Raw genomic sequence first — 25,220 nt, 5'->3', positions numbered from 1 at the left:
TTATCCTGATTACATGGTTCATTCTATCGAAGTTCATACCCGATTTGAAGAAGTGAAATGTTTTTCACTTAATTATACTGAGGATATCTAGTATACTTGAGTATAGTAGTACATATGGAGGTGAAGACCAGGTGTCTACAGCCAAAAAAGCAAGCAGCTATATCCCGAAAAACCCGGATTATATCGAATGCAATATTGAAAAAACGCTGGATGTGCTTGGCGGAAAATGGGCCTTCCTCGTCATCCGCGAGCTCTTCGGTGGCACGCTTCGTTTCGGTGAGCTGCAGCGCCGGATTCCGAGCGTAAGCCCCCGTGCCCTGACCAGTACGCTTCGCCATCTGGAGGAGAACGGAGTCCTTGAACGCGAGGTTTTCCCGACGGTACCCGTGACCGTCGAATACACGCTGACCCCGAAAGGCCAAGATCTGCATGTTATTTGTCATGAAATGAAGCTGTGGGCGGCGCGGTGGACCTAAGGGTTCCACCCGCCGTTGCCTGAATGTTCTGCCAGAGCTAATTCGCCAAAATCTGATCCAGTTTTTTCTCCAGCGCAGCCAATCCTTCCCCAGGTTCAATCCGATTCTGTACGATGTTCTGAAGATCTTCCGAAATGGCCGTGTATAGCGCTGCGTACTTATCCGTTTTGGGTGCGAACTTCACATGATCCCGGGAAATCACAAACAGCTTGCGGTACGGAAGTGCCTGATAGGCGGTGCTTTGCACAATGGCACGGCTGGCAGGCACATGTCCCGCCTGCCCCCAGATCGCTCCCCCGACCTCCGAGAAATACTTCATGAAATCCATGGCGGCATCCTGCTTCTGCTCGGTAACGTAAGCCGGAACGACCAAGGTATGGGAACTCCCCCAATGCACGCTGCTGCCGAAGATCGGCGACAGGGGCATGATCCCGACATTCAAGGATGAATTGCCCAGATGATGCCCCGCTTCCCATACGCCTCCAAACCACAAGCCCGCTTGCCCGTTATAAAAGGAATCCCAGGGCGCCTTGTCATTCAAATCGCTTAATTTCCGGTCGAACAGCTGTTGATAAAAGGCCAGAACCTGAACCGCTTTTTCATTATGTATGACTGCTTTTTTCAAATCAGTACTCAGCAGCTCTCCGCCTGCTTCATAATACAGATCCAGAAACGACTCTTGAAAATAGGGGGTATTCACGGCCATGGGCTGAACGCCGGGAACCCGATCGCGAATTTGCTGGAGGAACCGTATGAAGCCTTCCGGGGTGGCCTCAGCCAGCTTCGGCGTTCCGTCAGCGTTTAACAATTCGGCCCTTTGCAGAACGTCTTTATTGTAGTAGAGCATATGAAAATGAGTATCCAGCGGCACCGCATAATATTGGCCGTTATAGCTCACGCTTTGGCGGTTCGATTCCTCAATCCCGTTAAACTCAAATCCGACCCGATTCGCCAAAGCATCCAGCGGTACGATTTGCTTGGCTTTGATAAACGGCGACAAGCGGTCCACATGGGCCACGGCCACATCCGGGCCCTTGCCGAGCGAAAGGGCTGTGCTCAGCCTGGCATAATACTCGTTGGATTCAAGCCGAAGCTGCTTCACGAATACCTTGTGCTGCGAATCGTTATAATCCTTGATGATCTGTTCGACGAAATCGCCTTCCCCGCCCCCAAAAGGATTCCAAAACGACAGCTCCACGGGTGCAGGGCTCTGCTCCGTCTTCACACCCCCATAAGAAGAATCCCCACAACCCGATAATAGGAACGCGCACAGCATGACTACCGCCAGAATGGAGCCCTTCATGTTCACCACATTTCACCTCCCTGATCCAAGCCATCTTTTCAAGTAAATTGGTAAGCGTTTACAAAAAAATCACAATTTGATGCTCTAATCATGCTCCCGAATCAGTTGGCGGTATTCCGACGGGGACACTCCGGTGATCTTCTTGAATACTTTGGAGAAATACTTCGGATCCTGAATGCCTACCAGACTGCCCACATCCCCTGCCTTCAGGTCTCCGGTAAGGAGCGACTTGGCTTTCTCGATGCGGATTCGTGTCAAATATTCCAAAAAGCTCTCGCCCACTTCCTTCTTGAACAAATTGGCGAAATAGTTCTTGCTCAAATGCACCAGGCTGCTGATCGATTGGAGCGAGATTTCCTGATGATAATATTGCTGGATATACTGGGTCGCTTTAATAATGCTGTTGCGGTCGCTGTGATACATTCCGTTCATGTGCTGCATCAGCGCTTCAAACGCCTGGATGAACCACCCTCTGCTCTGTTCCAGCGTCTCCAGTTTGGATAGCTCGTCAAAATATTGCTTCTTCAGCTGCAGCACCTGCTGGGCATCGTTGGATACATCGGGCCACAAGGTCGTCAGGGTCATCAGCAGTTCGAGCGACACGATATGTACCAACTCCACGTCCCGGCGGGCGGCAAGCTGTCCAAATACATCCTGCAAATATTCCATGAGCTCTCTGGTTTGAAAAGCATACACCATCGATTGGATCTGATGCGAGCTGATTTTGAAATGCTCCGCCTGCGCACCCGGCGTCTGCATCTCAACGCTGCCGTGCAGCATCACGCGGCCGCTCCCAAGAAACATCTTTTGCTTCGCTGCCTTGACCGCCTGGGCATATGCTTCCTTCATGTCCGTCCATTCGCGGAAACGCCCGCTGATCCCGATGGTCGCCGTCAACTTGAATGTCTTCGATAACTGCGAAATACACTCGTTGGCCTGCTGCACCAGCAGCGAAATCAAGGAAGAGTCCGGGGCTGGATCGGTAAACAGCACGTTCATTTCACCCTGTTTATCCGGAAACACTTCGTACCTCCATTGGTCCTCAACCCATACCTGCTCCACGATATGCCGGATCGATGCTTGCCTTTCCGTGTACCCCTGCTCGGCGGCATTGAGGCTGATATGCATCAAGTACGCCGTATGAGGCTGTGCCATCCCCAACTTTTCGGCCTGTTGACCGCCTTCATCTGCTTGGCTGATACTTCCCTCAATCAAGTCGTTCAGAAATTTCTCTTTATGCATGGGCTCGGTCTGAGCAGGTGACGCACCCGCAGTCTGTCCCTTTCGAGCCGCATCCAGACTTTCTTTTACCTTAAGCAGCGCTTGCTCAAAGTCTCTGGGCATCATATCCGATTTGATCAAATATTCGGACACGCCATGCTTGATCGCTTCCTTCGCATATTGAAAATCTTCGAGATTGCTAAGAATGATGATTTTGATCTCCGGAGAGATGGACCGGACTTCCGCAATGAGCGCGATGCCGTCCATCACGGGCATTTTAATATCTGTAATGAGGATGTCCGGCATTCCGTCGTTCATCAGCTCGAGCGCTTCTTTGCCGTTGGCGGCCTCGCCAACCAGCTGCAGCCCGATTTTCTCCCAATCAATCATCGAACGTATGCCATATCTGACAATGAATTCATCTTCGACAATAATGACCCGATGCATGATACATATTCCCCCCTCTACGTCATCAAAGGAAGCCTAATCCTGATTATGGTTCCGATTCCGGGTTCGCTTTCGATTTCGATTCCATACATTTTCCCGCAAATAAGCTTCATTCGTTCATCCACGTTGGCCAGGCCGATCCCGCCTGATTTTTCGCCGCTCACGGTCTGTTCTGTCAGCAGAGTCCGCGCAAATGCCAGCTCCATTCCTTTTCCGTTATCCGTCACCTCGAACCGCAGCCCTTCACCCGGCACCTTGAAGCAGGCAATATGGATTCTGCCCCCGGACTCCTGGTCCTCGAAAGCATGCATGATCGCGTTCTCGACAATAGGCTGTAGAATGAGCTTGGGCGTACGCAGCAGCTTGACATCGTCTTCCATTTCGACCACGGTCTCGATATTGAAATTGAAACGGAACTTTTGAATGCCCAAATAGCATTGGACATGCTCCATTTCCTCCGCGACGGTTACGGTCTCCTCGCCCTTGCCAAGACTGATCCGAAGCAGCCGTGAGAGCAGGCTTACCATTTCCGCCGCATTGTTGGCCTTTTGGATCAGCGCCGTCCATTTAATGATATCCAGCGTGTTATACAGAAAATGCGGGTTAATCTGCGCCTGCAGCGCCTTCAGCTCCGCAATCCGCTTTTGGTCTTGCTCCGCATACACGGCCTTCAGCAGCTCATCGATGCGCGTCACCATATAGTTGAAATTATTACCCAGAATATCGAATTCGTCATGCCGACGCTTGGCTTTATAACGAACCGTCAACTCACCGGACATGACCTGCCTCATGAGACGGATCATTTTCAGGATCGGGTTCGTGATCGAGTTGGCCAGCAGCATGGCGGTGATGATCGAGAAGACAATACAAAGCAGGGCAATGATCAGAATCACTTGCAGCAGGCGGTTCGAATCCTGGTACAGCGCAGACTTGGAAATGACATTAACGACCATCCAGTCGTTGGTATGAAGCTTTTTCACGTTCACGATGAGGTGATTGCCCTTGTAGGTGAGCGGAAACCGTTGTTCCCCCGAACCCGAATGGATGATTTTTTCATAACCGCTTTGCCCGAGCACCCCGGCCACGTTTTTGCCGATCCATTGATTATCCGGATAAGAGACCAGCTGCCCGCGGCCATCCACAACGAAGCTTTGCAAGTCCTGATTGTTGCTCACGGCCTTCGACACAAGCTCTTTGATCACATCTTCCCGGATATCCAGTACGGCAATAATGCCGAGCGGACTGTCATCGGACGTTTTATACAGCTGTTTGGACAAGGAAAAGACATGCGCGCTCTGAGAATTCAGACTGTCGACATACGTTCCATAGCGGGTTGAATACCAACGAAAATTGCTGCCATCCTCCAGCGTCGCCAAAAAAGGGATAACTTCGTTTCGGGTCCGCTTGCTCCAGCGGTAGATCCCCTTGATGTAATGTTTCTCGGAAACGAACGATATCGACTGCACGTCCTGGTTAATCGCCACAATCGTCGACAGCTTCGTCGTGAGCGACAAGCTATCCACATCGTAACGGGCAGGGTCGGTTTGATCAAGCGTCCGCAGCATATTTACGATCTCGTTGTTGTTCAGCACCTGCATCATCATATCTTTGTAAATGCCCAGGCGGGTATCGAGATTGTCCGCGGTTTGATTCAATAAGTGCTCCGAATATTCCGTTACTTTATCGTTAATCGTTGATTTGGAGATCGAAAATGAAATAATCCCCATGACGACCAGCGGGGTCAAGGAGAACAGAAATAAAAGCAGCATCCATTTATAACGTATGCTGCTCTTCCATATTTTCATCCAGGATCGAACGCGAATCCAGAGTGATTTTACCGTCTTGCCAGGTTGATGGGTCATGCGCGTAACCCTTTCTTTTGAAGAAATCTGCCGACTATGCTTACCCCTTGACACCCGACATCGAAACGCCTTGGACAATATGGCGCTGAAGCAGAATGAAGACAATAATGGTCGGAATCGCCGCGATGGCGCTTGCTGTCATGATCAGGTTCAAGGACATTGTATTATTCGACAAAAAGGTTGGGAGCCCTGCCGATAGAATCATATTTTCCTCAGACGTGATCGACAGGTACGGCCATAGAAAATTGTTCCATGATAGAATGAAGAAGAAAATCCCCACCGACACCATCGCTGAGCGCGTCAGAGGCAGGCAAATGCTCCACCATAGGCGGAAGTTCCGGCTGCCGTCGATTTGCGCGGCTTCGATATAATCCTTCGGTACCCCATCCATGAACGACTTCAATAACAAAATGCCGATCGGGTTCGTAAGTCCCGGCAATATAATCGCCCAAATATTATCGATCAGCTTCAGATGCAGCGCTGTTTCATAGAGCGGAATCAATATCGCTTCCGTCGGAATCAGCAGCCCCGAGACAATGATGACATAAAAGATTCCCCGGGTCCGAAAAGGCAGCTTCGAGAATGCGAATGCCGCCAGCGAGCTGAACAGAATCGAAATGACGGTCGTCAGGATGCCGATGACCAAGCTGTTCCAGGTCCAGCGCAAAATATGCGAGTCACGGACGACTTTGACATAGTTATCTATATTCAGATCAGACCAGTTCACCCAATCCGATAAGCTGTAGACATTCACGCCGTCAGGCTTCAGAGAGACGAGAAGCATCCAGATCAGCGGAAAAACAAACAAAATGGCTAGCACGATGGCGATGATATTCAACAGGGTCTTATTCATGTTCTTCTCTCCTTATCCGTCTTTCCGGTCGGTCATTTTAAATTGAATGACGGCAATAAGCAGCATGATGAAGCAGAAGATCATCGACTGCGCAGAAGCCAGACCGAACATATCTTTTTTGAATCCGGTCACGTAGATGTAGCGGATCATCGTATTTGTAGTGTCGCCGGGTCCGCCTCCGGTCATGATTTGCACCTGGCCGAACAGCTTCAGACTGCTGATAATTTGATAAAAGATCTGGATTTTCATGACTTTGGACAATCCCGGCAGCGTGATGTGCAGGAATCTCTTCCAGGCATTCGCGCCGTCGATTTTGGCCGCTTCGTATTGATCGGTCGGAATCTCCTGCAGGCCCGCAAGGAACAACACCATGACAAATCCGACCGTCCACCAGTCTGTCGCTATCGTAATGGCCCACCAGACGAATCGATGGTCCGTGAGCCAGTTGATGTCTCCGGGAAGTCCGATTAAATGCAGAAATGCATTCACCGGTCCATTTTTCGCATCAAACAGGCGCAGCCAGATAAAACTGATCACGGAAACGGACAATACATACGGCAGGAAGAAAACCGACCGGATGAGTGTTCGCATCCAGATATTCTGATTAATGATCAGGGCCAGCACCAGCCCCAGAATGATCACGGTAGGCGCGCACAGCAACACGAAATATAAAGAGTGCCACAAATACAAATAAAAATCCGAATTGGCGAAGATCTTCTTGTAGTTGGCGACGGCCACGTATTTCTCCATCCCCTGAATGCCCCATACATGCAGACTCATCCATGCTCCCCGTAATACCGGCCACAGATAGAACACCGCAAAAGGCACCAGGAACGGAATCAGGTAAATGATTGCTTTCAGTTCAGTTCGTATGCGCAAAGGCTCTGACTTGCGCAGCGCCACAGACCCCTTGCCTTCTCTCAACTTCGTCTCCATTGGTCATTCTCCTCAGTTGTACCTTTAGCGGTTGTTTTTCTTTCGATATCTAAAGGAGAAGAAGCTCCCCTGCCGCTCGGGCCAAGTCGCTTCCCCTCCTATCTACACCTAGTTATCCAGCACTTCGTTGATCTGTTTCTCCATATTCGCCAGTCCGTCTTTCGGCGTCTCATTGCCGAAAATGATGTTCTGGAGCGATTCTGAAATCGTCGTGATGATGGTCGTGTATTTGTCTGTCGGCGGAGCGAATTTTACCGTCTTCTGAGCCTCGATGAATTCGCTGCGGTATGGAAGACTCTTGTACTCTTCACTCGCCGTAACGTTGCTGTTTGCCGGCACATGTCCTGCCTGCCCCCATGTCTTGCCACCGACTTCAGAGAAGTACTTCATGAACTTGACCGCGGCTTCTTGTTTCTCCGGCGACACGTACGAAGGGATGACAAGCGTATGGGAGCTGGCCCAGTGCGTCTGACTGCCAAAGATCGGCGGAAGCGGCATCGCGCCGATATTCAGCGATTGATCGCCGAGGAGCAGTCCGGCTTCCCAAACGCCACCGAACCAAAACGCTGCTTTACCGTTGTGGAACGTATCCCAAGGCGTTTTATCATTCAGATCGCTGTATTTGTTCTTATAAAGATCCATGTAGAAATTCAAGACGTTCAGCGCTTTATCATTATTGATGGCGGCCTTGGTCATATCCGGGTTCAGAATATCCCCGCCTGCTTCGTAATACAGGTTCAGGAACGGTTCCTGGAAATAAGGCGTGTTCACGGCAAGTGCCTGCACATCCGGCACTTTGGCATGAATATCGGCCAGCGTCTTTTCGAACCCTTCCGGCGTCATCTCGCCCAGCTTCGGCGTGCCGTCCTCATTCAGCAGATCCGCCTTTTTCAAGATATCCTTGTTGTAATAGAACATATGGAAGTGCGTATCCAGCGGTACGGCATAAGGCTTGCTGTCATAGGTAACGCTCTTCATGTTGGATTCGGTAATCTGATTCAGGTCAAAACCTACCTTGCTCGCCAATTCATCGACGGGTACAATCTGCTTCGCCTTCACGAACGGCGAGATCCGGTCCACATGCGCTACAGCAACGTCGGGACCTTTGGACGAAGATAGCGCCGTACTGAGCTTGGCGTAGTACTCGTTCGATTCCAGGCGCAATTGTTTTACCGTGACTTCCTTTTGGGAGTCGTTGTAGCCCTTGATGATCTGATCCACGAAATCCCCTTCCCCGCCTCCGAACATATTCCAGAAGGTAATCTCGACGGGACTGCTGCCTGTGTTCTCCGTCTTTGGCGTTTCGGTGCCAGCTGAGCTAGATGTGCCGCCGTCTTTGGTGCCGGACGAACAGCCTGACATGACCAAGGCAAGCGTCAACCCGGCCGTTAAGAGACCTGTAAATTTCTTTCTCATCTTCATATTTGACCAACCCTCTCGTGCAAAAGTATTTGCTTGGGAAAGCCCTTTCATTTTTTATGTAAGTGCTTTCTTCAACACTTACTTTACCTGGATCGGAGCCGTGCAAGAACCGACAAAAAGCCGATCCTTAGGGAACAAATCACAGATGTTTTTTTCCCTGGTGCCTCTATAGGTAGACGATGTTAAGGTAGGTGTCAAAACGTAAGGTATACAACAGGCATTATGAGATGGAACAGAAAAAGAGCCCTTGAAGGGCTCTTTTGTGTTCGATCTAATTCAGATTAATATTGTCGAAGCTGACGCTGTTGTTGAATCCTCCGCGTACGCCAATCGTGCCGCCGGTATATACGGCATCATTATAGCTGATTTTGGGCGTCGTCATATCTCCGACATACACTTTGATGTTTCCGCTGTTCACGACCACCTTCATATGGTACCACGTGTTGGTTGCGATGGCCGTGTTCACCGATTGAAGCTGTGTCCAGCTATTGTTAAAGCGTCCTAACCAGACGGTTCCCGTAGAATCGATGCCCGCCCCGTAACCGGACTGCTGATCCGCCCCGGCCGATGGTTTCGTCACGTTGAAGATCAAGCTTCCTTGACCTGCATTATTCAACTTGATATCCCCTTCAAGGGTATAACTCATCTTGGATGGATACGGCGTAAGCACCGATTTATCCGCATTCACAGAATTCAGGTTATAGGTGCCTCCGCTGACAGACCACGTTCCGCCATAGTGGACCCAGCCATTGTCATTCGCGGCAAAATCATTCGCGTATGAACTCGTTAAAGTGCCAAACTTGACCTGAACATTATGTCCGCCGATGCTTCGCTCCACGGAATTGACCATGGCGATTTCATTGGGTCCGGTCTGGTAGAGAGCGCCCCACCACGAGTTTCCGAACGCGGGAATATCGTTGTTGTACCACGTTGCTCCATAATCATTGCTGAGCGAGAGCACATTGGAGTTGGAGCTGAGGACAAGCCGGCCGTCGCTGAGCGACAGGACATACGGTCCGCCATGCTGATTCGTGGATACCTTCGTTCCGATGCCACTCGCCCAAGTCTTCCCGTCCGTGCTTTTTTTGGTGAAAATTTCGCAGTTCTGGGTACCGCAGACTTCAAACGTGACGATATACTGCCCATTGGTCATCTTCGTCCATACCGGCATGCCCGGGCGAGCGCCCGCGTTGGCCGGATCCCACGCGACGTAGATCTCATTCCCCCAGCTGGCCCCGCCATTCGTGGAAATCTTCTCGGAAATCAACTGGCTATAGGAGGGATTCTCGGTGACATGCTTTTCATTCGCATACATAACGGCAACCGATCCGTCATTCAGAAGCTGCATATGCGGCTCATATACGCCCTTGTCCGGATTCCCCAGCGATCCAGGGGCACCGGTATTCTCGTCGATGGTACTCAGGTAGTTCCAGTTGGAGCCTCCGTTCACGCTCTTATAGACTCTGATCTGGTACGATTCCTGCCAACGCACGGATCGCATGGCGAGCAGGATATCCCCGTTAGGCAATTGAAGGAGCTGACCGTTATCCAGGTCGCGTCCGTCTTCCCATAAGGTAGCTGCAAGCGACCATGTGCGACAGTTGTCCGTGCTGCGGAATACTTGAAGCCGCGTTCCGCCCCAGGAGACTTTGGTGTATCCGTTATTATCGTAAATGGCGGCAACAGCCAGCCAATCTCCGTTCGCCAGCTTCACCATGCGCGCATACTCGGCCCCGAAAGTGCCCGGTCTCAGGCCCCGTGCGTCAGTCCCGGCATCCGCGAATGTTTTGATGTCCGTGATGGTGGACGAGGAGCCCCAGACAATCGGGCCATTGGCCGCGGCAAAGGCCGGGATTGCTGCAAACATCATGATCAAGCACAAAAAACCGGCAAACGAGGTAAATAGTTTTCGCTTCAAATGATTTCCCTCCTGAACTGGATTGAATTGCGATTTAGGTGAATACCAATTTACTCCTTGCAATGAACCGTTTAATTCCTCACCTCCCGTCTCAGGCGCCCTAGCCGCAGCATGACCAGCCGATCGTTCCAATCTATATGTAAGGGCTTTCTTTTTTCACAAGTGTAATATGTATGGATGGGTCCTTGAACCGAAAATCGGCATGCTTTTGGGGAACAATGTTACGATTTTTACGAAAAATAGGGTCGGGATTGTTCTAAAGGGTGGACATTGTTACGCTTGAGCATAGGAAAGCCTGATCCGACAACCATCAGATCAGGCTTTCCCGAATAAGTTCTATTTTTGAGGACGGTTCTAAGACAGGTTGATCTCTTTTATCACATCCAATGGAATCTTAGGCTGCCGATCCTCCGTAAGAAGACCGTTCACTTCCTGCTGGACATCCGTAATTTGGGTATAGCAGTACCCGCAGATATAATCGATGTCTTTAATCGCCTGCGTGATACTCCGGAACCTCTCGATAAAAGCTTCCTCGCCGGATACCTGATTGCCGTAACCCCAGCCGGTCGCAGACTGGAAGGCAATTCCCCCGAATTCGCTGACTATCACCGGCTGCCCGCGGTATTCGTATCCCTGCGCCATGGCGTACTTCCAGTTGTTGAACGAAATGCCTCCGCCAAGCAGCGTCTTGGGGTCCGCATACCGATCCAGCAATGCTTGCCCCTTTTCCTCGTAATCATGCAGGGTAATGATATCGCTAACCGTATGCTCCCACCCATCGTTCACGATCACCGGGCGATGCGGATCGATGGACTTGGTCAGATGGTAGACGGCTTCGGTGAACTGCTGCTGCTTCCGATGCGTTAAAATCTGCGGAATGCCCCAGGACTCATTAAACGGAACCCAGGTCACGATCGACGGATGATTATACTGCTGTCTTACGATTTCCGTCCATTCCTTCGTGAAGTTCTCCACTGCCTCATCGTTAAACTCAAACGTCGCTGCCATCTCCGACCAAACCAGCAACCCTTTCACATCGCACCAGTACAGGAATCTGGCATCCTCGATTTTCATATGCTTGCGGACGCCGTTATACCCCATGGCGAGAATCGCATCGATATCTTCGATAAGCGCTTCTTCCGATGGCGGAGTCAAATGGCTCCCTGGCCAATAACCTTGATCCAGAATCAGCCTTTGATACACCGGCGTATTGTTTAGCAGTACCTTCCCTTGTTCAATCGAGATTTTGCGCAGTCCAAAATAGGAATACACCCGGTCGATCACGACGTCATTCTCATATAAAATAAACTCTACATCGTACAGATTCGGTGCTTGCGGCGACCAGGCGATGATCTTCCACGGCCCATTCACTTCATGCGTTAAATCCACGTCCAATTGCAGCCATGGACGATCGATGTGAAGCTGTGCCTGCTTGAGCGTCTTATTCTGGTAGCTAATCCGTGTCTCCAACCGAAGCGAAGAGGAAGCAGCCGCTGCCTTATGGGTTTGATACTCGAACCGGACCGAACGGTTATCCAGATCCGGTGTGATTTTAACGGCCTGAATGTAGGAAGCAGGCGTATACTCGATCCATACGCTTTGCCAAATCCCCGTCGTTTGCACATAAAAGCATTCGAAATTTTGATCCACCCACCGCTGTTTTCCCCGCGGCTGCGTGCAGCTCTGACTATCTTCCGCTTTCACCACGATCCGGTTCGGGGCGCCTGCGTCCTGCTTCAAATAATCCGTGATATCGAATGAAAATGCGGCGTACCCGCCTTGATGCTGCCCGGCAAAGCGGCCATTTACCCAGACTTTAGCCACATAATCAACCGCCTGAAAATTCAGTCTCACCCGCTGACTCTGCACATTCTGCGGCAGCTGCAGATCGCGCTGATACCATACGTAGGGATGAAAGGCTTCTTCACCGATCCCGCTGGCCTGCGTTTCATATGTAAAAGGCACTTGAATCTTCAAGTCGCCCTGCAGGTCCTCCTGCCAGTTCTCTTTCTCGCCCACATTGGCGTCATCGAAGCGGAATTCCCATTCTCCATTCAGGCTTTGCCATGCATCCCGGACGAATTGCGGCCTCGGGTAATCCTTGATGTACTTGAGAGTCGTCATGATCCATCTGCACTCCTTTTCATACATAAATATTGTTTTATTACAAAATTATTGTATTAATAGTTTCAGAATAGGGCCCCTCATTCCAAAAGTCAATGCGTGCCAACAAAAAAAGAGCTTCTGCTCTTCGCAGCAAGCTCAGCCTGACGTATAGTGAATTTTCATGATCAAATCCTGCTCATAATCTCCAAACCGCTTTCCGAAAAGGTTCATTCCGCCTTTGAACTCGGCCTCTTCCTTTACCCCGATCCGCATATCCACATAGCTTCGGCCTGTCAGATCCAGCTGATCCAACGTAACTGAAGAAGTCTCGTTCTGATCCAGCGTGCTCCGCTGGTCGTCCACGCTCCACGTTTTGAGGGAACCAAACTGCGTACCGCTGTCGCTCCACCAAGCCGGGTTCAGCTTTCCGCGCCGCCCGCCGAAATCGCCAGGTGACGTCCAAGTGCCAATCTCAATGCCATTGATCCATAACGTAATATCCGATGGCCAGTCATTATCATAATTGGGCGCTTCAGAGCATATTTCCATCGAGAACTCTATCATTCGAATCTGTGCGCCCTGCGGAATTTCAAGCGGATAACGATATTCGAGATATCCTTTGCGAAGCCAAACCAGCTGAGCGCGGAACCGGTTGGGATGAAAAAATCCCGAAGGCGAATCTTCAACGATAATCGGACCTTCCTCACTGACCATGCCGCAGGTCGGAGCCACTTCACAAGCGGTGAAGCTGCCGATGGGGATTTCAATTTCGTAGCATTCGTTAGGATCGCTTCCTTTACGATTCGGAACATTCATATTAATTTTAATATCGTCATACATACGGCTGCATACTTTCATTGCGCCGCGCGATGCAGGCAGCAGCTCCGTCTCGATCAGTTTCGCCTGTTCGAGCACCTTCACGTTCGATGCTGCCGTCGAGACGGGGATACCCAAAGCTTCCGCCAGCTCGGCCACATTCATTCTCCGGGTATTCAGCAATTCCATCATTTTCAGCCTTAGTCCCGTCGAGAGTGCATGGGTTACCTTCACTAGCTCCTCGGGACGCTCCATAGAAAGTTCCAGCATAACGATCACTCCGATTATTATTGGTCTTATGCGTTTCTTCATTTTAACAATATTGATTTGATTCAGTCTACTGGACAAGCTCTCTGCCCAAGTTACTGATGAAATCCCCTCTTTATGTCAAAAAAGCGCATCCGGTACCGGATGCACTCTTTATCTCTTTTCATCAATGCTTTAGACGCAGAACGTCCTCTTACTTCCCTTTATACTCCGCATTGGCTTGATCCAACATGGATTTCCAGTCCGCGAAGTCGGTTTCTCTGGAAATGTGCCGGTCAAACAACTCGTCAGGGATGTTATCGATATCTTCATAGGTCTCGATCTGGAAATTGCCCTTCTCCACGAACTCCCCAAAACTATTGGAGGAAGAATGCTTCCGCATAAACGACTCATGAAACAATTCGTTCAGCGGTACGTGATCGGGATCTTCCTGGACCGTTTTTTGTCCTTGCAGCTCTTTCAACAGATCGTCAAATGACATTGGTTTTTGCTTTCTCAGAATACCACTCCTAAATATTATATTGGGTTAACCCTATAGAGATTTCCACATGCCTTCAAGCCATGTATCAAAATCAGCGCCTTTATCCCCTTCGTACGTGTCGTATACGTCGATTCTCATCTTTTTCAGCTTTTCCTTGAACTCTTCATATGAGTGGTTTCTAGGAAGGCTTTTCTTCACACGCAAGAGAATTTTCTGAATGCCCTTAACCACATCATACTTGCTGCGGCTCGGTTTCTCAACCTCTTCTCCCCATGCGCTCAGCTTCTCATAAGCTGCCTCCTGCACCTGGTAAACCGGATCTGTATCCAATCTGCGTTTCAGAATATCGATGGATTGCTGGCTTTTCCATTGTCCCAGCTGCTCGACCGCTTCCAGACGCTCTCTCCAGTTTGCCGTGCGGTTCGCTGAATTTTTCAGCTCGTTGTAATTTTCCGGCAAATCACTTGCCACGTTCACTTCCGGTTCTGTATTCTCCAATTGCATGCCATCTCCTTATGAATGTCAGCCGCGCTTTGCGCTGTCGTTTTTGTCTAGTCCTTCGCCACCAGCTTCGCCGGATTTTTTCGTGCCTTTACTGGTATAAGGCTTCGGGGCGCTTTTGATCCGGCGGGCTTTCGCATCCCAGCGGGTCCAGCCCTTTTTACCCGTTCCTCGGCCTGTTCCACCCTTGCCTTTTGATTTACTCAATTGATCACTCCGTTAATGTATAGTGTTCTTGGTTTAGTCATATCCATTTCTTCTGATTAATTAACCAGCAAGTTGAAATATACACCACTATGCTCAATATGTACATGATACACATGGAAAAAGCAATAAACGGAACGTAATTAATGAAAGCAAAGTCCGGCGATGCATCCGCACGAGTTCTGTTTGACACATTTTCCCTGACATGGTATCTTATTTTTGTACTGACCAGTCAGATTGAACGTTTGTCCGAAATCATGCTTGTGAAAGGTAGATTAACCTTGAGTAAAGATAAAATTCTACGTGCAGCCATGGAAGTATTCTCCGAAAACGGATACCACCGTGCCAGCATGGACGAAATTGCCCTACGGGCGCAAGTTGCCAAAGGAACGCTATACTACAATTTCCCTTCGAAATCCCAGCTGTTCAAAACGATGGTGAAAGAGGGCTTTGAGGATATCATGCAGCGGACCCAAGCGGATCTAAACACCCCGCTCCCGATCAAAGAACAGATTTTGCGGATTATCCGCCACCACCTGGATTTATTCCTTGAATCGCGCCATTTTTCGCATATCGTGTTTAACGAGCTTTCGAACGGAATCGAACAGGATGTGCTCGAAGAGTTGAAGGAGCTGCGGCGTGAGCATCTCCGTTTCTTGGCTTCAATTCTCGAAGAATCGAAATGCGAAAATTTCATCCACCCCGACGTGGACACGAATCTGGCGGCTGCAAGCGTCATCGGCACGCTGGAGAGCACATGCAATTATTATCTCAGCCATCCGAATGAATACTCGCGCGATGATCTCGAACGTTTCGTCTTTAACATCATTACCAAAGGCATGTTTATTTCTATTGAATAACATGCTTTTTTTTAAGATTAAAAAAACTGACCAGTCAGTTCAAAAATGTTCATTTCAAAAAAATCTCTTACGAAAGCGACGGTGCCTTAACATGGAATGGAACGAGAACGGTCTGCTGTCTTTGGATTGGTTCAAACAGATGCGCAACGATTCCCCGGTGATCGAATCCGAAAATCAACAAGTCTGGAACGTGTTCAAGTATGAGGATGTCAAAGCAGTCTTCACGAATTACGAGATTTTTTCTTCCCAAGGCTCCCCCTCTTCCGAGGAACCGCTCGAATACAGCATTCTACGCCAGGACCCGCCGAAACACCGTCAGCTGCGAAAGCTGGTTTCCCAGACTTTTACGCCGCGCGTAATCGATTCACTTGCCCCCAAGATCAAAGCCATTACAACATCGCTCCTGGATGAGGCAGAGAAAAAAGGCCATATGGATGCCGTTGCCGATTTCACCAGCCCTCTTCCCATCACTGTCATCGCAGATATGTTGGGCGTATCCATGGAGCACCGGGAGAAATTCAAAGAATGGTCCGATGCGCTGGTCGGGGACCACGCGGACAACTATTACCAGTGCCAGGAAGAGATGAGCGAGTACTTCTCGGTGATCGCCGAGGATCGCCGCCGCCATCCGCAGGATGATCTGATCACCAAACTGGTGCAGGCCCGCATCGGTAACGAACAATTAAGCGATATGGAAATCATCGGCTTTTGCATCCTTCTCCTTGTCGCCGGCAACGAGACGACAACCAACCTGATCTCTTCAGCCATGCTCGGGATCGACAGTCTGCCGGAAGTGCGTTCGCAGCTGCTCGCCGACCGGACGTTAATCCCCGGGGCGATCGAAGAAACGTTCCGGTACTTCTCGCCGGTTCAGCAGATGTTCCGTCAGGTCAAAGAGGACACCGTGCTGCGGGGGCAGGAACTGAAGAAAGGCCAGTTCGTGCACATTTGGATGGCATCGGCCAACCATGATGAGGACGTATTCGAACGGCCGGAGGAATTCAACATCCACCGGAATCCGAATCCGCATCTGGGATTGGGCAGCGGTATTCACTTTTGCCTGGGGTCCCAGCTTGCCCGCCTCGAATCCAGAATTGCGATTGAAACGCTGCTGGACCGCTTCCCGAACTTCCGCCGTGACCGTTCCCAAGAGCTTGAGCGCATGGACAGCACGATGATGTTCGCGCTGAAGGAACTGCCGATTATATTAAAATAGATTCCACGAACATCAAGTGCCACAGACATGCTTGACTCCATAAATTCCTCATCCGATGATGAATATCACACCGAAAAAGTCATATTCTTTATCTTAAGTGAAATTTAAGGAGACTGAATGAAATGAAAAACAAAGTAGCGGCAGGTATCTTAGGCATCTTGCTTGGAGGCTTGGGGATCCATAAATTTTATCTAGGACAAATCGGGATGGGAATTCTCTACTTGATTTTCAGCTGGACAGGAATTCCATCCATCATCGGCCTCATCGAAGGGATATTATATTTAGTAAAAAGCGATGAAGAATTCGACGCCATATACAATCGATAAAGACGTTCCGGGATACCGAAATTAAGCATTGCATGAATTGCATGATTAGCATGGACTTATAGAGTTCGGGGACTTCCTCGTCCTCTGCCCTATCTAGCTTCCCCTGCACAAAAAACATCTGCCCCGGGATAAACGGATGCAGATGTTTTTTATTGATGGAGGATTCAGTCAGCAAATTTGCTCCGACCGTTCCGTAAACCTCTGATGCTCCTCGCCCCACCGGTTCATTAAATCCGGCAAGAGAATGAGGCTTTCGCCTAGATTCAAAGGTCTAAGCTTGCTCTTGCCCCATCCAGCTCACTTCCAGATGCCAGGTGTATGTTTCGCCCGGCAGAACGGCCGCCACGGATTTCCGCTCCATCGCATAAGCCAAATCATCCAGAAAACCCGTGGCCGGCTCCAACGCCAGATGATACTGCCCCTGATACCCTCCATAATTGGCCCATATGGACAGATACGGCACCTTTTCCTTCGGAAAAGCAATCGTTAGGCCCTCCCGCTTCCGGGGGTCATAAAGCGAAGCCCTTCCTTCCGGCAAGGCACCGGTAAAGTAAAACTTCTCAGCCGTTGCCTCTTCTCTGCCCTCCGTTCGGTCCAAACGGATCTGCGGCTGGTCTGCAGAAGGCTGCGGCCAAGGGCGAACCTCGCCCGTCTTTCCAAGCCTGCCATGCTCCGAGTATGACACGGCTATCTGCGTTAATCCTTCCGGTACGTGGATTTCCATCCCTTCCTCTATGCAGAATAGCGGATGGGCCGCCCATAGAAACGAAAAAGGGAACGAACCCAGGTTGGTCACGGCGTAATCGATCCGCAGACAATCTTCCGCCGGGAAGGCATAGGTTTTGCGCAAAAGGTAGGGTAGTTTGACCCCTTGCACGCTGCACTCCAGCTTATCCTCGGTCATCTCGGCCCGCCATGGGAGGGACCAAACCTCCCCATGATCGGGAAGCTCCGCATCCATCCAAGGATATTCAGGGTAGCGGCAGGCGTTAATGGTCGGGAACATTTCGTCCCAGCCGCTGCCGTCACTGTCGGCGAATGGGCTGCCATAGCCCTTGTTCCCCAGCACTCCCTCAGCTTGGGTGAGCCATTCCCGGCCCGTCAGGCGGTTCTGAAGCGAGATTATCTTGCTGCCCAGCTGCGGAAGCAGCGTAATCTGCATGGCAGCGGTTCGTCCCGTCCATGCGACTTGTCCGTTCACCGTGCGACTTGTCCATATCAAAGCGTTTCACCCTTCCCCATTCATCTGCCGATCCAGTAAACAGGATGCCGGATGCCCCAGATTTAACGCGGTCCCGGAACATCCGCCCGTACTGCCTGACGGTTGTCAGATTCCTTTCGCACAAAGGGCGAGATGCTGCGCAGCCCCCTGATGATGCGGCTCCAGGGCAAGCGCCTGGCTGAAGTGCTTCGCTGATTCCTCCAACTGTCCCAGACCCAGATGGCCCAGGCCCATCATATAATGGCAGTGAATTTCGTTTTTTCGGGTCAGGTCGTCCTCGAACACCAGGAAATCCGGCAGCGACACGGCGAAATAATCGATTTGAGGCTGGTCGAACAGATGCTTTTCCCCGTAATCGACCAGTTTATGAAACCGGCTCCGCGCTTCACGCTCCCGGCCCAACTGGCGAAGCGCCGTTCCCTGATAGAAGATCATGTGCGGCGGCTGGTCGTTGTAATACATGGCGCTGGCCGGCTCATCCAAGCCTTCGGATGCCTTCAGGAAGGAGGCTTTCGCCTCAGCGGACTGTCCAAGCTGCCCGTAGGCGATGCCCAAATAGTAGTCAATGTTGTTCTCCTGTGCACCCTCCAGTTTGCCCTCGTTCACATTTAGCGGATACTGCTTGGCTTCCAGCAGCTGCCGGATCGCTTCCTCCGGCTGCTCCGCCTTCAACAGCTTCTTCGCCATCTCGACGCGTGCTAGCACATACTGGGCCGGCACCTTGCCTTCCCCGCCTTCCCAAGGATGGAAATGGCGGCTCAGAATCAGCCGGATCGCTTCCTCATGCCGATTCAGCGTATTGTAAAGCGTAATGTATTCAAGGAACAAGTCATCGCGAAGCTCGACCAGCTCCAGATGCTCTTCCAGAACTTTGAGCCGGTCTTGCGGGTTACGTCCGATTTTTTTATAGAGCTGATCCAATTCGTAAAACACCCGGGCATCCGCCGTGTCGAGCGCAAACGCGGTTTCCAGTGCCTTTCGCGCTTTCTCCGGGTTGTGCATTTTATTGTAATACGCGAGCGCCAAATTCCGGTGCGGCGTGGCAAAACGGCTATCCCAAGCAATAGAGGCTTCCCAGCAGGATACCGCTTCTTCATGCCGTCTCTTGTCGTACAGCAGATTGCCCATATAATACAACGCTTTCGCGTCCTCCGGATGTAGAGCAGCCGCCTCCTTCAGCACGGCATAATCATGCAGGGAGTTTGGGAAGCAATACCGGGGATCGGCCTTCGTCGCAGCCTTATAATAAAAATCGGCTTGCCTCCTGTCCCCGAGCTTCATACTATAGCTGCCCTGATAATAGCGAACCATCGGATACGCTTGGGTCTGATCTGGCCCGGCAATCCGGCCCAGCACTTCCAGCGCTTCCTCATACTGGCCCGCTTCCGCATAATCCTGAGCCAAGGCGATGGAATTGTGGGCGTCGCCGCGCATGAGTCCCGTCAGCGTATCCAGCGCTTCCTGCGCCGCTTCCGGACGGTTCAACTCGCGCTGGATCGCGATCCATTCATTTCTTGCGGCAAACTCCATCGGGTCGAGGCGGATCGTGTCCAACACCAACTGCTCGGCCTCCTCGGCACGCCCCAGTTTTCTCAGGATCACGCTCTTGAGATGACGGGCTTTGTAATTGCGGTATTGAACGTTCAGCGACCGCTCGATAAGATCCAGAGCCTCAGGATAATCCTGCTGCTCACAGGCAATCTGGGCCAGAGCAAAATATCCGGCACCCTGCCACGCCGCGGACCATACCGACTTGTAGAAGGCTTCATACGCTTCTTCGATCCGTCCCTGCCATCTCAGCGTCTTCCCCAAATGATAGAACGGTTCGCTGTCATACGGCCTGGCGTTATGGCGCGTCAGCGTTTCGATCGCTTTTCGGAAATAACGCTCGCTCTCCCCGAAGCAGCCGCGGCGCAGCAGAAGCAGTCCGTAGGCATTGTTCAGGCGGATATCCCCGGCATCCCGTTTGAGTCCTTCCAGATAGTACAGGTCGGGCTCGTAGGTCGCATGGCGGTATTGCTCCAGATGCAGCCCTGCCAAATACAGCGCTTCGGTGTTCCGAAGCTGCTCCGGGGCCTCGATAGCTTTGGCCGGATCGGGAATTTGCTCGATCTTTTTCGGTTTCGGCCGATAAGAGATGAGCTCTCTACCGCCCGCGGCCTGCACGATGACCTGCAAATCCTCTTCCCGCTCATTCTCTCCGATTTCCGCCTCGGCCTTGAACGTATCCACCGGCGACAGCTTCACGATTTGGTCCAAATAAATCCGTTCCGCACCCTTGAGCAGGATCCGCGCCCCTTCGAATACGGAGGCCGCATAGGCATGGACGACCGCTTTCCGTCCCGAAATTTCCAAATTCACGGCCGCGTCAATCGAAGCATTCTTCACCATCCCGATCTGTTTGTAGGGCATGAAATACTGCTTGAAACTCTTTTCCTCATAGGGCTGCAGCCAGCTGAAATCTGGCTGGTTATCCGTGTATACCCCGGTCATGAGCTCGATGTAAGGCCCATCCTCGTCCGTCAAATTACGGTCCCAGGCTTGGCCGAATTCGCCGTGCCCCCAGGTCCACTGCTTTTTCCCCGGTGAAACATGCTTGTTCGCGATATGCAAAATGCCTGCGCCCACACCGTGATCGTAGCCACCGACGAAGTTGTAATCGGAATGATAAGCCATATAAGACGTCGGTACCGGGATGTTGCTGTACTTGGAAATATCCACGCCGGACGAATAATCCATCTTGTAGTACGTTCCGGTCGCGATCGGGAATTTGGACACATCCCGTTTTCCATGATCAAACACGGCATGCACATCCGGAGGAAATACCGACTGCGTATGATCGTTGACGGCTACGGCCGGGTTGGCCCACCACAGGAAGGTCTGCGGCTCCGGCGTGCGGTTATACAGCTGGGCATGGATTTCCAGGTAGGCTTTTCCGGGATGCAGCGTAAAACCGGTGGATACCTTGGTTCCATACATCCGGTCGATTTCGCCGACCCACACCGTTTTGCTCCCGTCCGCATTCAGCTCCACTTTGTACTCGACCTCGCCGAACGTATTGGGCCGGTGGTGCTGGGGCCAGTTGAACTCGATCCCTCCGGAAATCCACGGACCGGCAAGACCCACCAGCGCAGGCTTAATGACCTGATTATGGTAGACGAAATCGTATCGGTTCGTTTTGTCGATCGCCCGGTAAATGCGTCCGCCGATCTCCGGCATCACCTGAATTTGCAGGAATTCATTCTCCAGGAACACGATCCGGTAAGGCTTCGGCACCTTTTCATCGTGAATTTTATCGATTACGGGCAGCGGATAGACCCGCCCCGAGCTGCCCTGATACACGCGTTTTTCCAAAAACATCGGGTTGGCGTCGGGCTTTCCCGCCTCATAGGTCGGAATCTCGATCGTTTCTTCCCATACCTTTACGGCTTCCTGCGGTTTTGTCATGCTTGGTTCATCCTTTCCTCTGGAACTTCTGGACATATTTGAACATCTCTAAGCATCTGCTTGATCTAACCCCATCTTACGGGAGAGCGCCCCATACTGCCATTGACGATCTCATAAGGTTGATGGATTATCTGATGATTTTTTATAAGAATACCTCATTGACAAACCAGCCCCGCGCAAAGCATAGTAAATGCATGGATACGATACGAAAAACCGATGGATTCCAGTCCGAAAAACTGATCGTCTTGCCGGATCATATTATGAAAGAAGCCTCCGAACACCCGCTCGTCCGCCCGCTCTATGTAACGGATACCGGTTACTTCCCGAGAGCCCTGCATCACTACCGGGAACGACCCGCGGGGAGCGAAGCCTATATCATGATTTACTGCATGGAAGGAGAAGGCTGGTACCGGCTGAACGGCGGCCGGAAACAGGAAGTTCTTCAGGGGCAAGCCGTCGTCATTCCGGCGCATACGCCTCATGAATACGCTTCGTCGGAAGAGCATCCCTGGAGTATATACTGGTGGCATATGAAAGGCGAGCATGTGCAGGCGTTCTTCGAAGGCTTCGGCTCCGATGCAGGCCCTGTTTCATTGCCGCTCGAAAAAGCCCGCCAATTAGGTGAGCTGTTTCACGAAGGCTATGCTCTGCTCGAGCAGGGATATACGCTAAGCCATATTATTTATGTATCGCAGTTGGCAGGCCATCTGGCTGCAATTCTGAGGCATTCCCGGCTGCAGCCCCAAACCGGAGGCAGCCAGCATGGCAAACACGACATCACGCAAACGGTGCGCTATATGATGGATCATCTGGAGCGCAGTGTGACGCTGAAGGAGCTGGCGGCCCAAGCCAACGTGTCGGTTCCCCATTTTACGCAGCGCTTCAAGGAAGCGACCGGGTATTCGCCGATCGATTATTATCTGCGCCTGAAAATCCAGCTCGCCTGCCGGCATCTGGACCTGACCGAACAAAGCGTCAAGGAAATCAGCCATCGCCTCGGGTTCCAGGACCCCTACTATTTCTCCCGACTGTTCAAAAAAGTCATGGGTAAGCCTCCCACTGAGTACCGGGATACACGAAAGGGCTAGTTGGCTTCCCGGCAACTTATAAGAAGCAGGGAAAGTCAATTAGGGAGATATACTTGCCCTTTTCACCACCGAATACCAAAAGACGCCCGCAGGTTTATCGCCTGCGCGGCGCCCTTCTTCATTAACCCTTATTCCTGTGACGTAATCCGGTAAACCAAGCTGTCAAAATCGCCGCGCAGCGGCAGCTCGATCCCGATATTCATGAGCGCCCGCCCGCTTCGCTTCTCCGGCAGGCCATCGATCACGTAGTCCCGATCAGCCTGCAGCCCTTGAAGGCGAAGGCGCGGCAGCGGCTCACCCAGATGCTGCGAATGCAGAAAGGCAAACACGACGCTGTCGGTGCCGTCTTCGTTCACATACTGGACGGACGTCACGCCTAGATGTTTCAAGGAAGCCAGACGGTATTGGCGACCGAACTGCACCAGTGGACGAATCTCCTTATATTGGCGGATGAATTCACCAGACTGCTCGATCAACTCGTCGCTCCACTCATTCAGATTGGAGCCGATGCCCAGGGTACCCATCATGGCGCTGTGGAACCGGTATTCCAGCGACACGCTGCGCTTGTTCATGCCGGTCGGCGATTCCGTCACCCAGCAGGTCATCATGCGCGGCGCATACGTATACGAGAAGCCTTCCTGGATGCTTAAGCGGTCGAATGCATCCGTGTTGTCACTCGGCCAGGACTGGTCGGCATAACGGAATATGCCCAGATCAATCCGCGCGCCCCCGCCGGCGCAGGTCTCGAATTCGACATGCGGGAATTTCCGCCGCAGCTCAGCCCAAATCTCATATAAGCTTTGGACGTGGCGAATCCATAGCTCCTTCTGGCGGTGGAGCGGATGGCCTTTCATACCGGGCTCCGTCACAGTACGGTTCATATCCCATTTGATGAACTTGATACGGTGGTTCTCCAGCAGCTCGGTCATGAAATGGAGAATGTACTGCTTGACCTCCGGTTTCGAAATGTTCAGCAGCAGCTGGTTGCGCAGCTCCGTTCTCTCCCGGGTCTCGAAATGATACACCCAGTCCGGATGCTGCCTGTACAAATCGCTGTCCGGATTGACCGCCTCCGGCTCGACCCAAATGCCGAATTCCATGCCCAGCTCATGCACCTTATCAATCAGTTCCCCAAGTCCGTTCGGGAACTTCTCCTTATTCACGAACCAATCGCCCAGTCCGGCACGATCGTGATTCCGCTGGCCAAACCAGCCGTCATCCACGACGAACAGCTCGACGCCCATCCGGGCCGCCTTTTCGGCCAAAGCCATCTGATCCTGTGCGTTGACGTTGAAATACGTCGCTTCCCACGAGTTGTACAATACCTTGCGCGGTTCGCGGCCGGGAAGCACGTAATCATATTGATATTGGTGAAGTTTGCGGCTCATGCCGCCGAATCCTCCAGCCGTATAGCCGCCGACGAATACGGGCGTATCGAAGGTTTCGCCTCCCCCCAACACCCATTCGCTGTCGAAATCATTGATCCCGCCGGTCACCCTTACATGATTGAAGACCGTTTTCTCGGCGGTGATTTTCCAGTTTCCGCTCCAAGCGAGCGCGCCGAACCATACTTTCCCGTCCGTTTCCGTCGCCCGTCCGTCATCCAGCGCAAACCATGGATTGGCGTGGCTGTCCGTGAATCCTCTGCGCGATTCCAGTACTTTCTTGCCTTCGCTCAGCACCGTGCTGCGGAGCTGGAACTCACCGGACCATTTGCCGGTAACATGCGTCAGCCGGTAATCCTCCAGGTCAGGCATGCTCCATGCCGACGACTGGACGCTCTCCAGAACGATGTCTTGCTCGCCTGTGTTCACGATGCGGGCCGATCGTTCAATCAGGTCATGTTCCGGGATCACCCGATAGCTTAGCTGTACCTCCAGCGGGTACACATGGTCTTTCATGGTGATCAGCAGCGTTTCCGCTCCGTCCCGGCTTCCAATCTCATGCCGGATATATCCGGCCGACAGATCACGGACGCCGTCATGCATGCGCGCCTTCAGCGACGGCTCGTCGTAATTGACGCCACCCCAGAAGCTATACTCTTCGGCTTCCATGTCCACTTCGGCGTCAAAGGAACTGTGCGATCTGGCACGGAGCAATGGCGCAGCATCCTCTGCCGTCACCGGATCGCCCCAATACAGATGCTGCAGCCTGCCTTTTTCATTGATCCCAAATAAGTAAGAGCTGGCTTGTGTATGGATCGCGAAAATGCGATGCTTATCGTCGAATTGAATTCCCATATTCATCA

20 protein-coding genes are annotated in these 25,220 nt (G+C 51.7%); 5 read left to right on the top strand and 15 right to left on the bottom strand.

Features of this window, described 5'->3' with window-relative positions:
* Positions 1-131 precede the first annotated feature (131 nt).
* A complete protein-coding gene (locus GRF59_RS27020; protein WP_160500818.1) occupies positions 132-476 on the top strand; it encodes a winged helix-turn-helix transcriptional regulator in 345 nt (114 codons plus the stop codon).
* Positions 477-513: 37 nt separating this feature from the next.
* Here GRF59_RS27020 and GRF59_RS27015 read toward each other — a convergent pair whose 3' ends face one another.
* The 12 genes from GRF59_RS27015 to GRF59_RS26960 form a co-directional block, all read right to left on the bottom strand.
* The gene (locus GRF59_RS27015; protein ID WP_160500888.1) at positions 514-1,779 is read right to left on the bottom strand and encodes an extracellular solute-binding protein; all 1,266 of its coding nucleotides are present in this window, start codon (positions 1,777-1,779) and stop codon (positions 514-516) included.
* A gap of 84 nt (positions 1,780-1,863) precedes the next feature.
* Positions 1,864-3,447, bottom strand: coding sequence for a response regulator (locus GRF59_RS27010; RefSeq protein WP_160500817.1), 1,584 nt, complete (start codon positions 3,445-3,447; stop codon positions 1,864-1,866).
* Between the two features lie 17 nt (positions 3,448-3,464).
* A complete protein-coding gene (locus tag GRF59_RS27005) occupies positions 3,465-5,309 on the bottom strand; it encodes a sensor histidine kinase (RefSeq protein WP_160500816.1) in 1,845 nt (614 codons plus the stop codon).
* 40 nt (positions 5,310-5,349) lie between these two features.
* Positions 5,350-6,162, bottom strand: a complete 813-nt coding sequence (locus tag GRF59_RS27000) for a carbohydrate ABC transporter permease (protein ID WP_160500815.1) — start codon at positions 6,160-6,162, stop codon at positions 5,350-5,352.
* 12 nt (positions 6,163-6,174) lie between these two features.
* Positions 6,175-7,098: a carbohydrate ABC transporter permease gene (locus GRF59_RS26995; protein ID WP_160500814.1), complete on the bottom strand. Its 924-nt coding sequence runs from the start codon at positions 7,096-7,098 to the stop codon at positions 6,175-6,177.
* A gap of 108 nt (positions 7,099-7,206) precedes the next feature.
* Positions 7,207-8,520, bottom strand: a complete 1,314-nt coding sequence (locus tag GRF59_RS26990) for an ABC transporter substrate-binding protein (RefSeq protein WP_160500813.1) — start codon at positions 8,518-8,520, stop codon at positions 7,207-7,209.
* A 271-nt stretch (positions 8,521-8,791) separates the two neighbouring features.
* Positions 8,792-10,438 carry a 3-keto-alpha-glucoside-1,2-lyase-like domain-containing protein gene (locus GRF59_RS26985; protein WP_160500812.1) on the bottom strand — a complete coding sequence of 549 codons (1,647 nt, stop codon included), beginning with the start codon at positions 10,436-10,438 and terminating at the stop codon, positions 8,792-8,794.
* Between the two features lie 354 nt (positions 10,439-10,792).
* Positions 10,793-12,562, bottom strand: coding sequence for a glycoside hydrolase family 2 protein (locus GRF59_RS26980; protein ID WP_202128904.1), 1,770 nt, complete (start codon positions 12,560-12,562; stop codon positions 10,793-10,795).
* A 138-nt stretch (positions 12,563-12,700) separates the two neighbouring features.
* Complete coding sequence (locus GRF59_RS26975; protein ID WP_160500811.1) at positions 12,701-13,630, bottom strand: ArsR/SmtB family transcription factor; 930 nt, start codon at positions 13,628-13,630, stop codon at positions 12,701-12,703.
* Between the two features lie 190 nt (positions 13,631-13,820).
* Positions 13,821-14,108 (bottom strand): hypothetical protein, encoded by a 288-nt coding sequence (locus GRF59_RS26970; RefSeq protein WP_160500810.1) that lies wholly within the window; start codon positions 14,106-14,108, stop codon positions 13,821-13,823.
* 51 nt (positions 14,109-14,159) lie between these two features.
* Positions 14,160-14,612: a HEAT repeat domain-containing protein gene (locus tag GRF59_RS26965; RefSeq protein ID WP_160500809.1), complete on the bottom strand. Its 453-nt coding sequence runs from the start codon at positions 14,610-14,612 to the stop codon at positions 14,160-14,162.
* 18 nt (positions 14,613-14,630) lie between these two features.
* Positions 14,631-14,816, bottom strand: a complete 186-nt coding sequence (locus GRF59_RS26960) for a DUF3934 family protein (protein WP_160500808.1) — start codon at positions 14,814-14,816, stop codon at positions 14,631-14,633.
* A gap of 143 nt (positions 14,817-14,959) precedes the next feature.
* Here GRF59_RS26960 and GRF59_RS26955 point away from each other — a divergent pair, with 143 nt between their 5' ends.
* The 3 genes from GRF59_RS26955 (at position 14,960) to GRF59_RS26945 (ending at position 17,215) form a co-directional block, all read left to right on the top strand.
* Positions 14,960-15,673 carry a TetR/AcrR family transcriptional regulator gene (locus GRF59_RS26955; protein WP_237392077.1) on the top strand — a complete coding sequence of 238 codons (714 nt, stop codon included), beginning with the start codon at positions 14,960-14,962 and terminating at the stop codon, positions 15,671-15,673.
* A gap of 91 nt (positions 15,674-15,764) precedes the next feature.
* A complete protein-coding gene (locus GRF59_RS26950) occupies positions 15,765-16,889 on the top strand; it encodes a cytochrome P450 (RefSeq protein ID WP_160500807.1) in 1,125 nt (374 codons plus the stop codon).
* A gap of 113 nt (positions 16,890-17,002) precedes the next feature.
* Complete coding sequence (locus GRF59_RS26945) at positions 17,003-17,215, top strand: TM2 domain-containing protein (RefSeq protein WP_160500885.1); 213 nt, start codon at positions 17,003-17,005, stop codon at positions 17,213-17,215.
* A 271-nt stretch (positions 17,216-17,486) separates the two neighbouring features.
* Here GRF59_RS26945 and GRF59_RS26940 read toward each other — a convergent pair whose 3' ends face one another.
* Both GRF59_RS26940 and GRF59_RS26935 read right to left on the bottom strand, forming a co-directional pair.
* A complete protein-coding gene (locus GRF59_RS26940) occupies positions 17,487-18,437 on the bottom strand; it encodes an aldose epimerase family protein (RefSeq protein WP_237392076.1) in 951 nt (316 codons plus the stop codon).
* A 105-nt stretch (positions 18,438-18,542) separates the two neighbouring features.
* Positions 18,543-21,884 carry a tetratricopeptide repeat protein gene (locus GRF59_RS26935; protein ID WP_160500806.1) on the bottom strand — a complete coding sequence of 1,114 codons (3,342 nt, stop codon included), beginning with the start codon at positions 21,882-21,884 and terminating at the stop codon, positions 18,543-18,545.
* Between the two features lie 194 nt (positions 21,885-22,078).
* Here GRF59_RS26935 and GRF59_RS26930 point away from each other — a divergent pair, with 194 nt between their 5' ends.
* Positions 22,079-22,972 (top strand): AraC family transcriptional regulator, encoded by an 894-nt coding sequence (locus GRF59_RS26930; RefSeq protein ID WP_160500805.1) that lies wholly within the window; start codon positions 22,079-22,081, stop codon positions 22,970-22,972.
* 128 nt (positions 22,973-23,100) lie between these two features.
* Here GRF59_RS26930 and GRF59_RS26925 read toward each other — a convergent pair whose 3' ends face one another.
* A complete protein-coding gene (locus tag GRF59_RS26925; protein WP_160500804.1) occupies positions 23,101-25,212 on the bottom strand; it encodes an alpha-galactosidase in 2,112 nt (703 codons plus the stop codon).
* Positions 25,213-25,220: the final 8 nt, after the last annotated feature.

Source organism: Paenibacillus dendrobii, from assembly GCF_009807035.1.
Lineage (GTDB): Bacteria > Bacillota > Bacilli > Paenibacillales > Paenibacillaceae > Paenibacillus_AQ > Paenibacillus_AQ dendrobii.
This window is presented reverse-complemented; position numbering and strand designations above follow the sequence as displayed.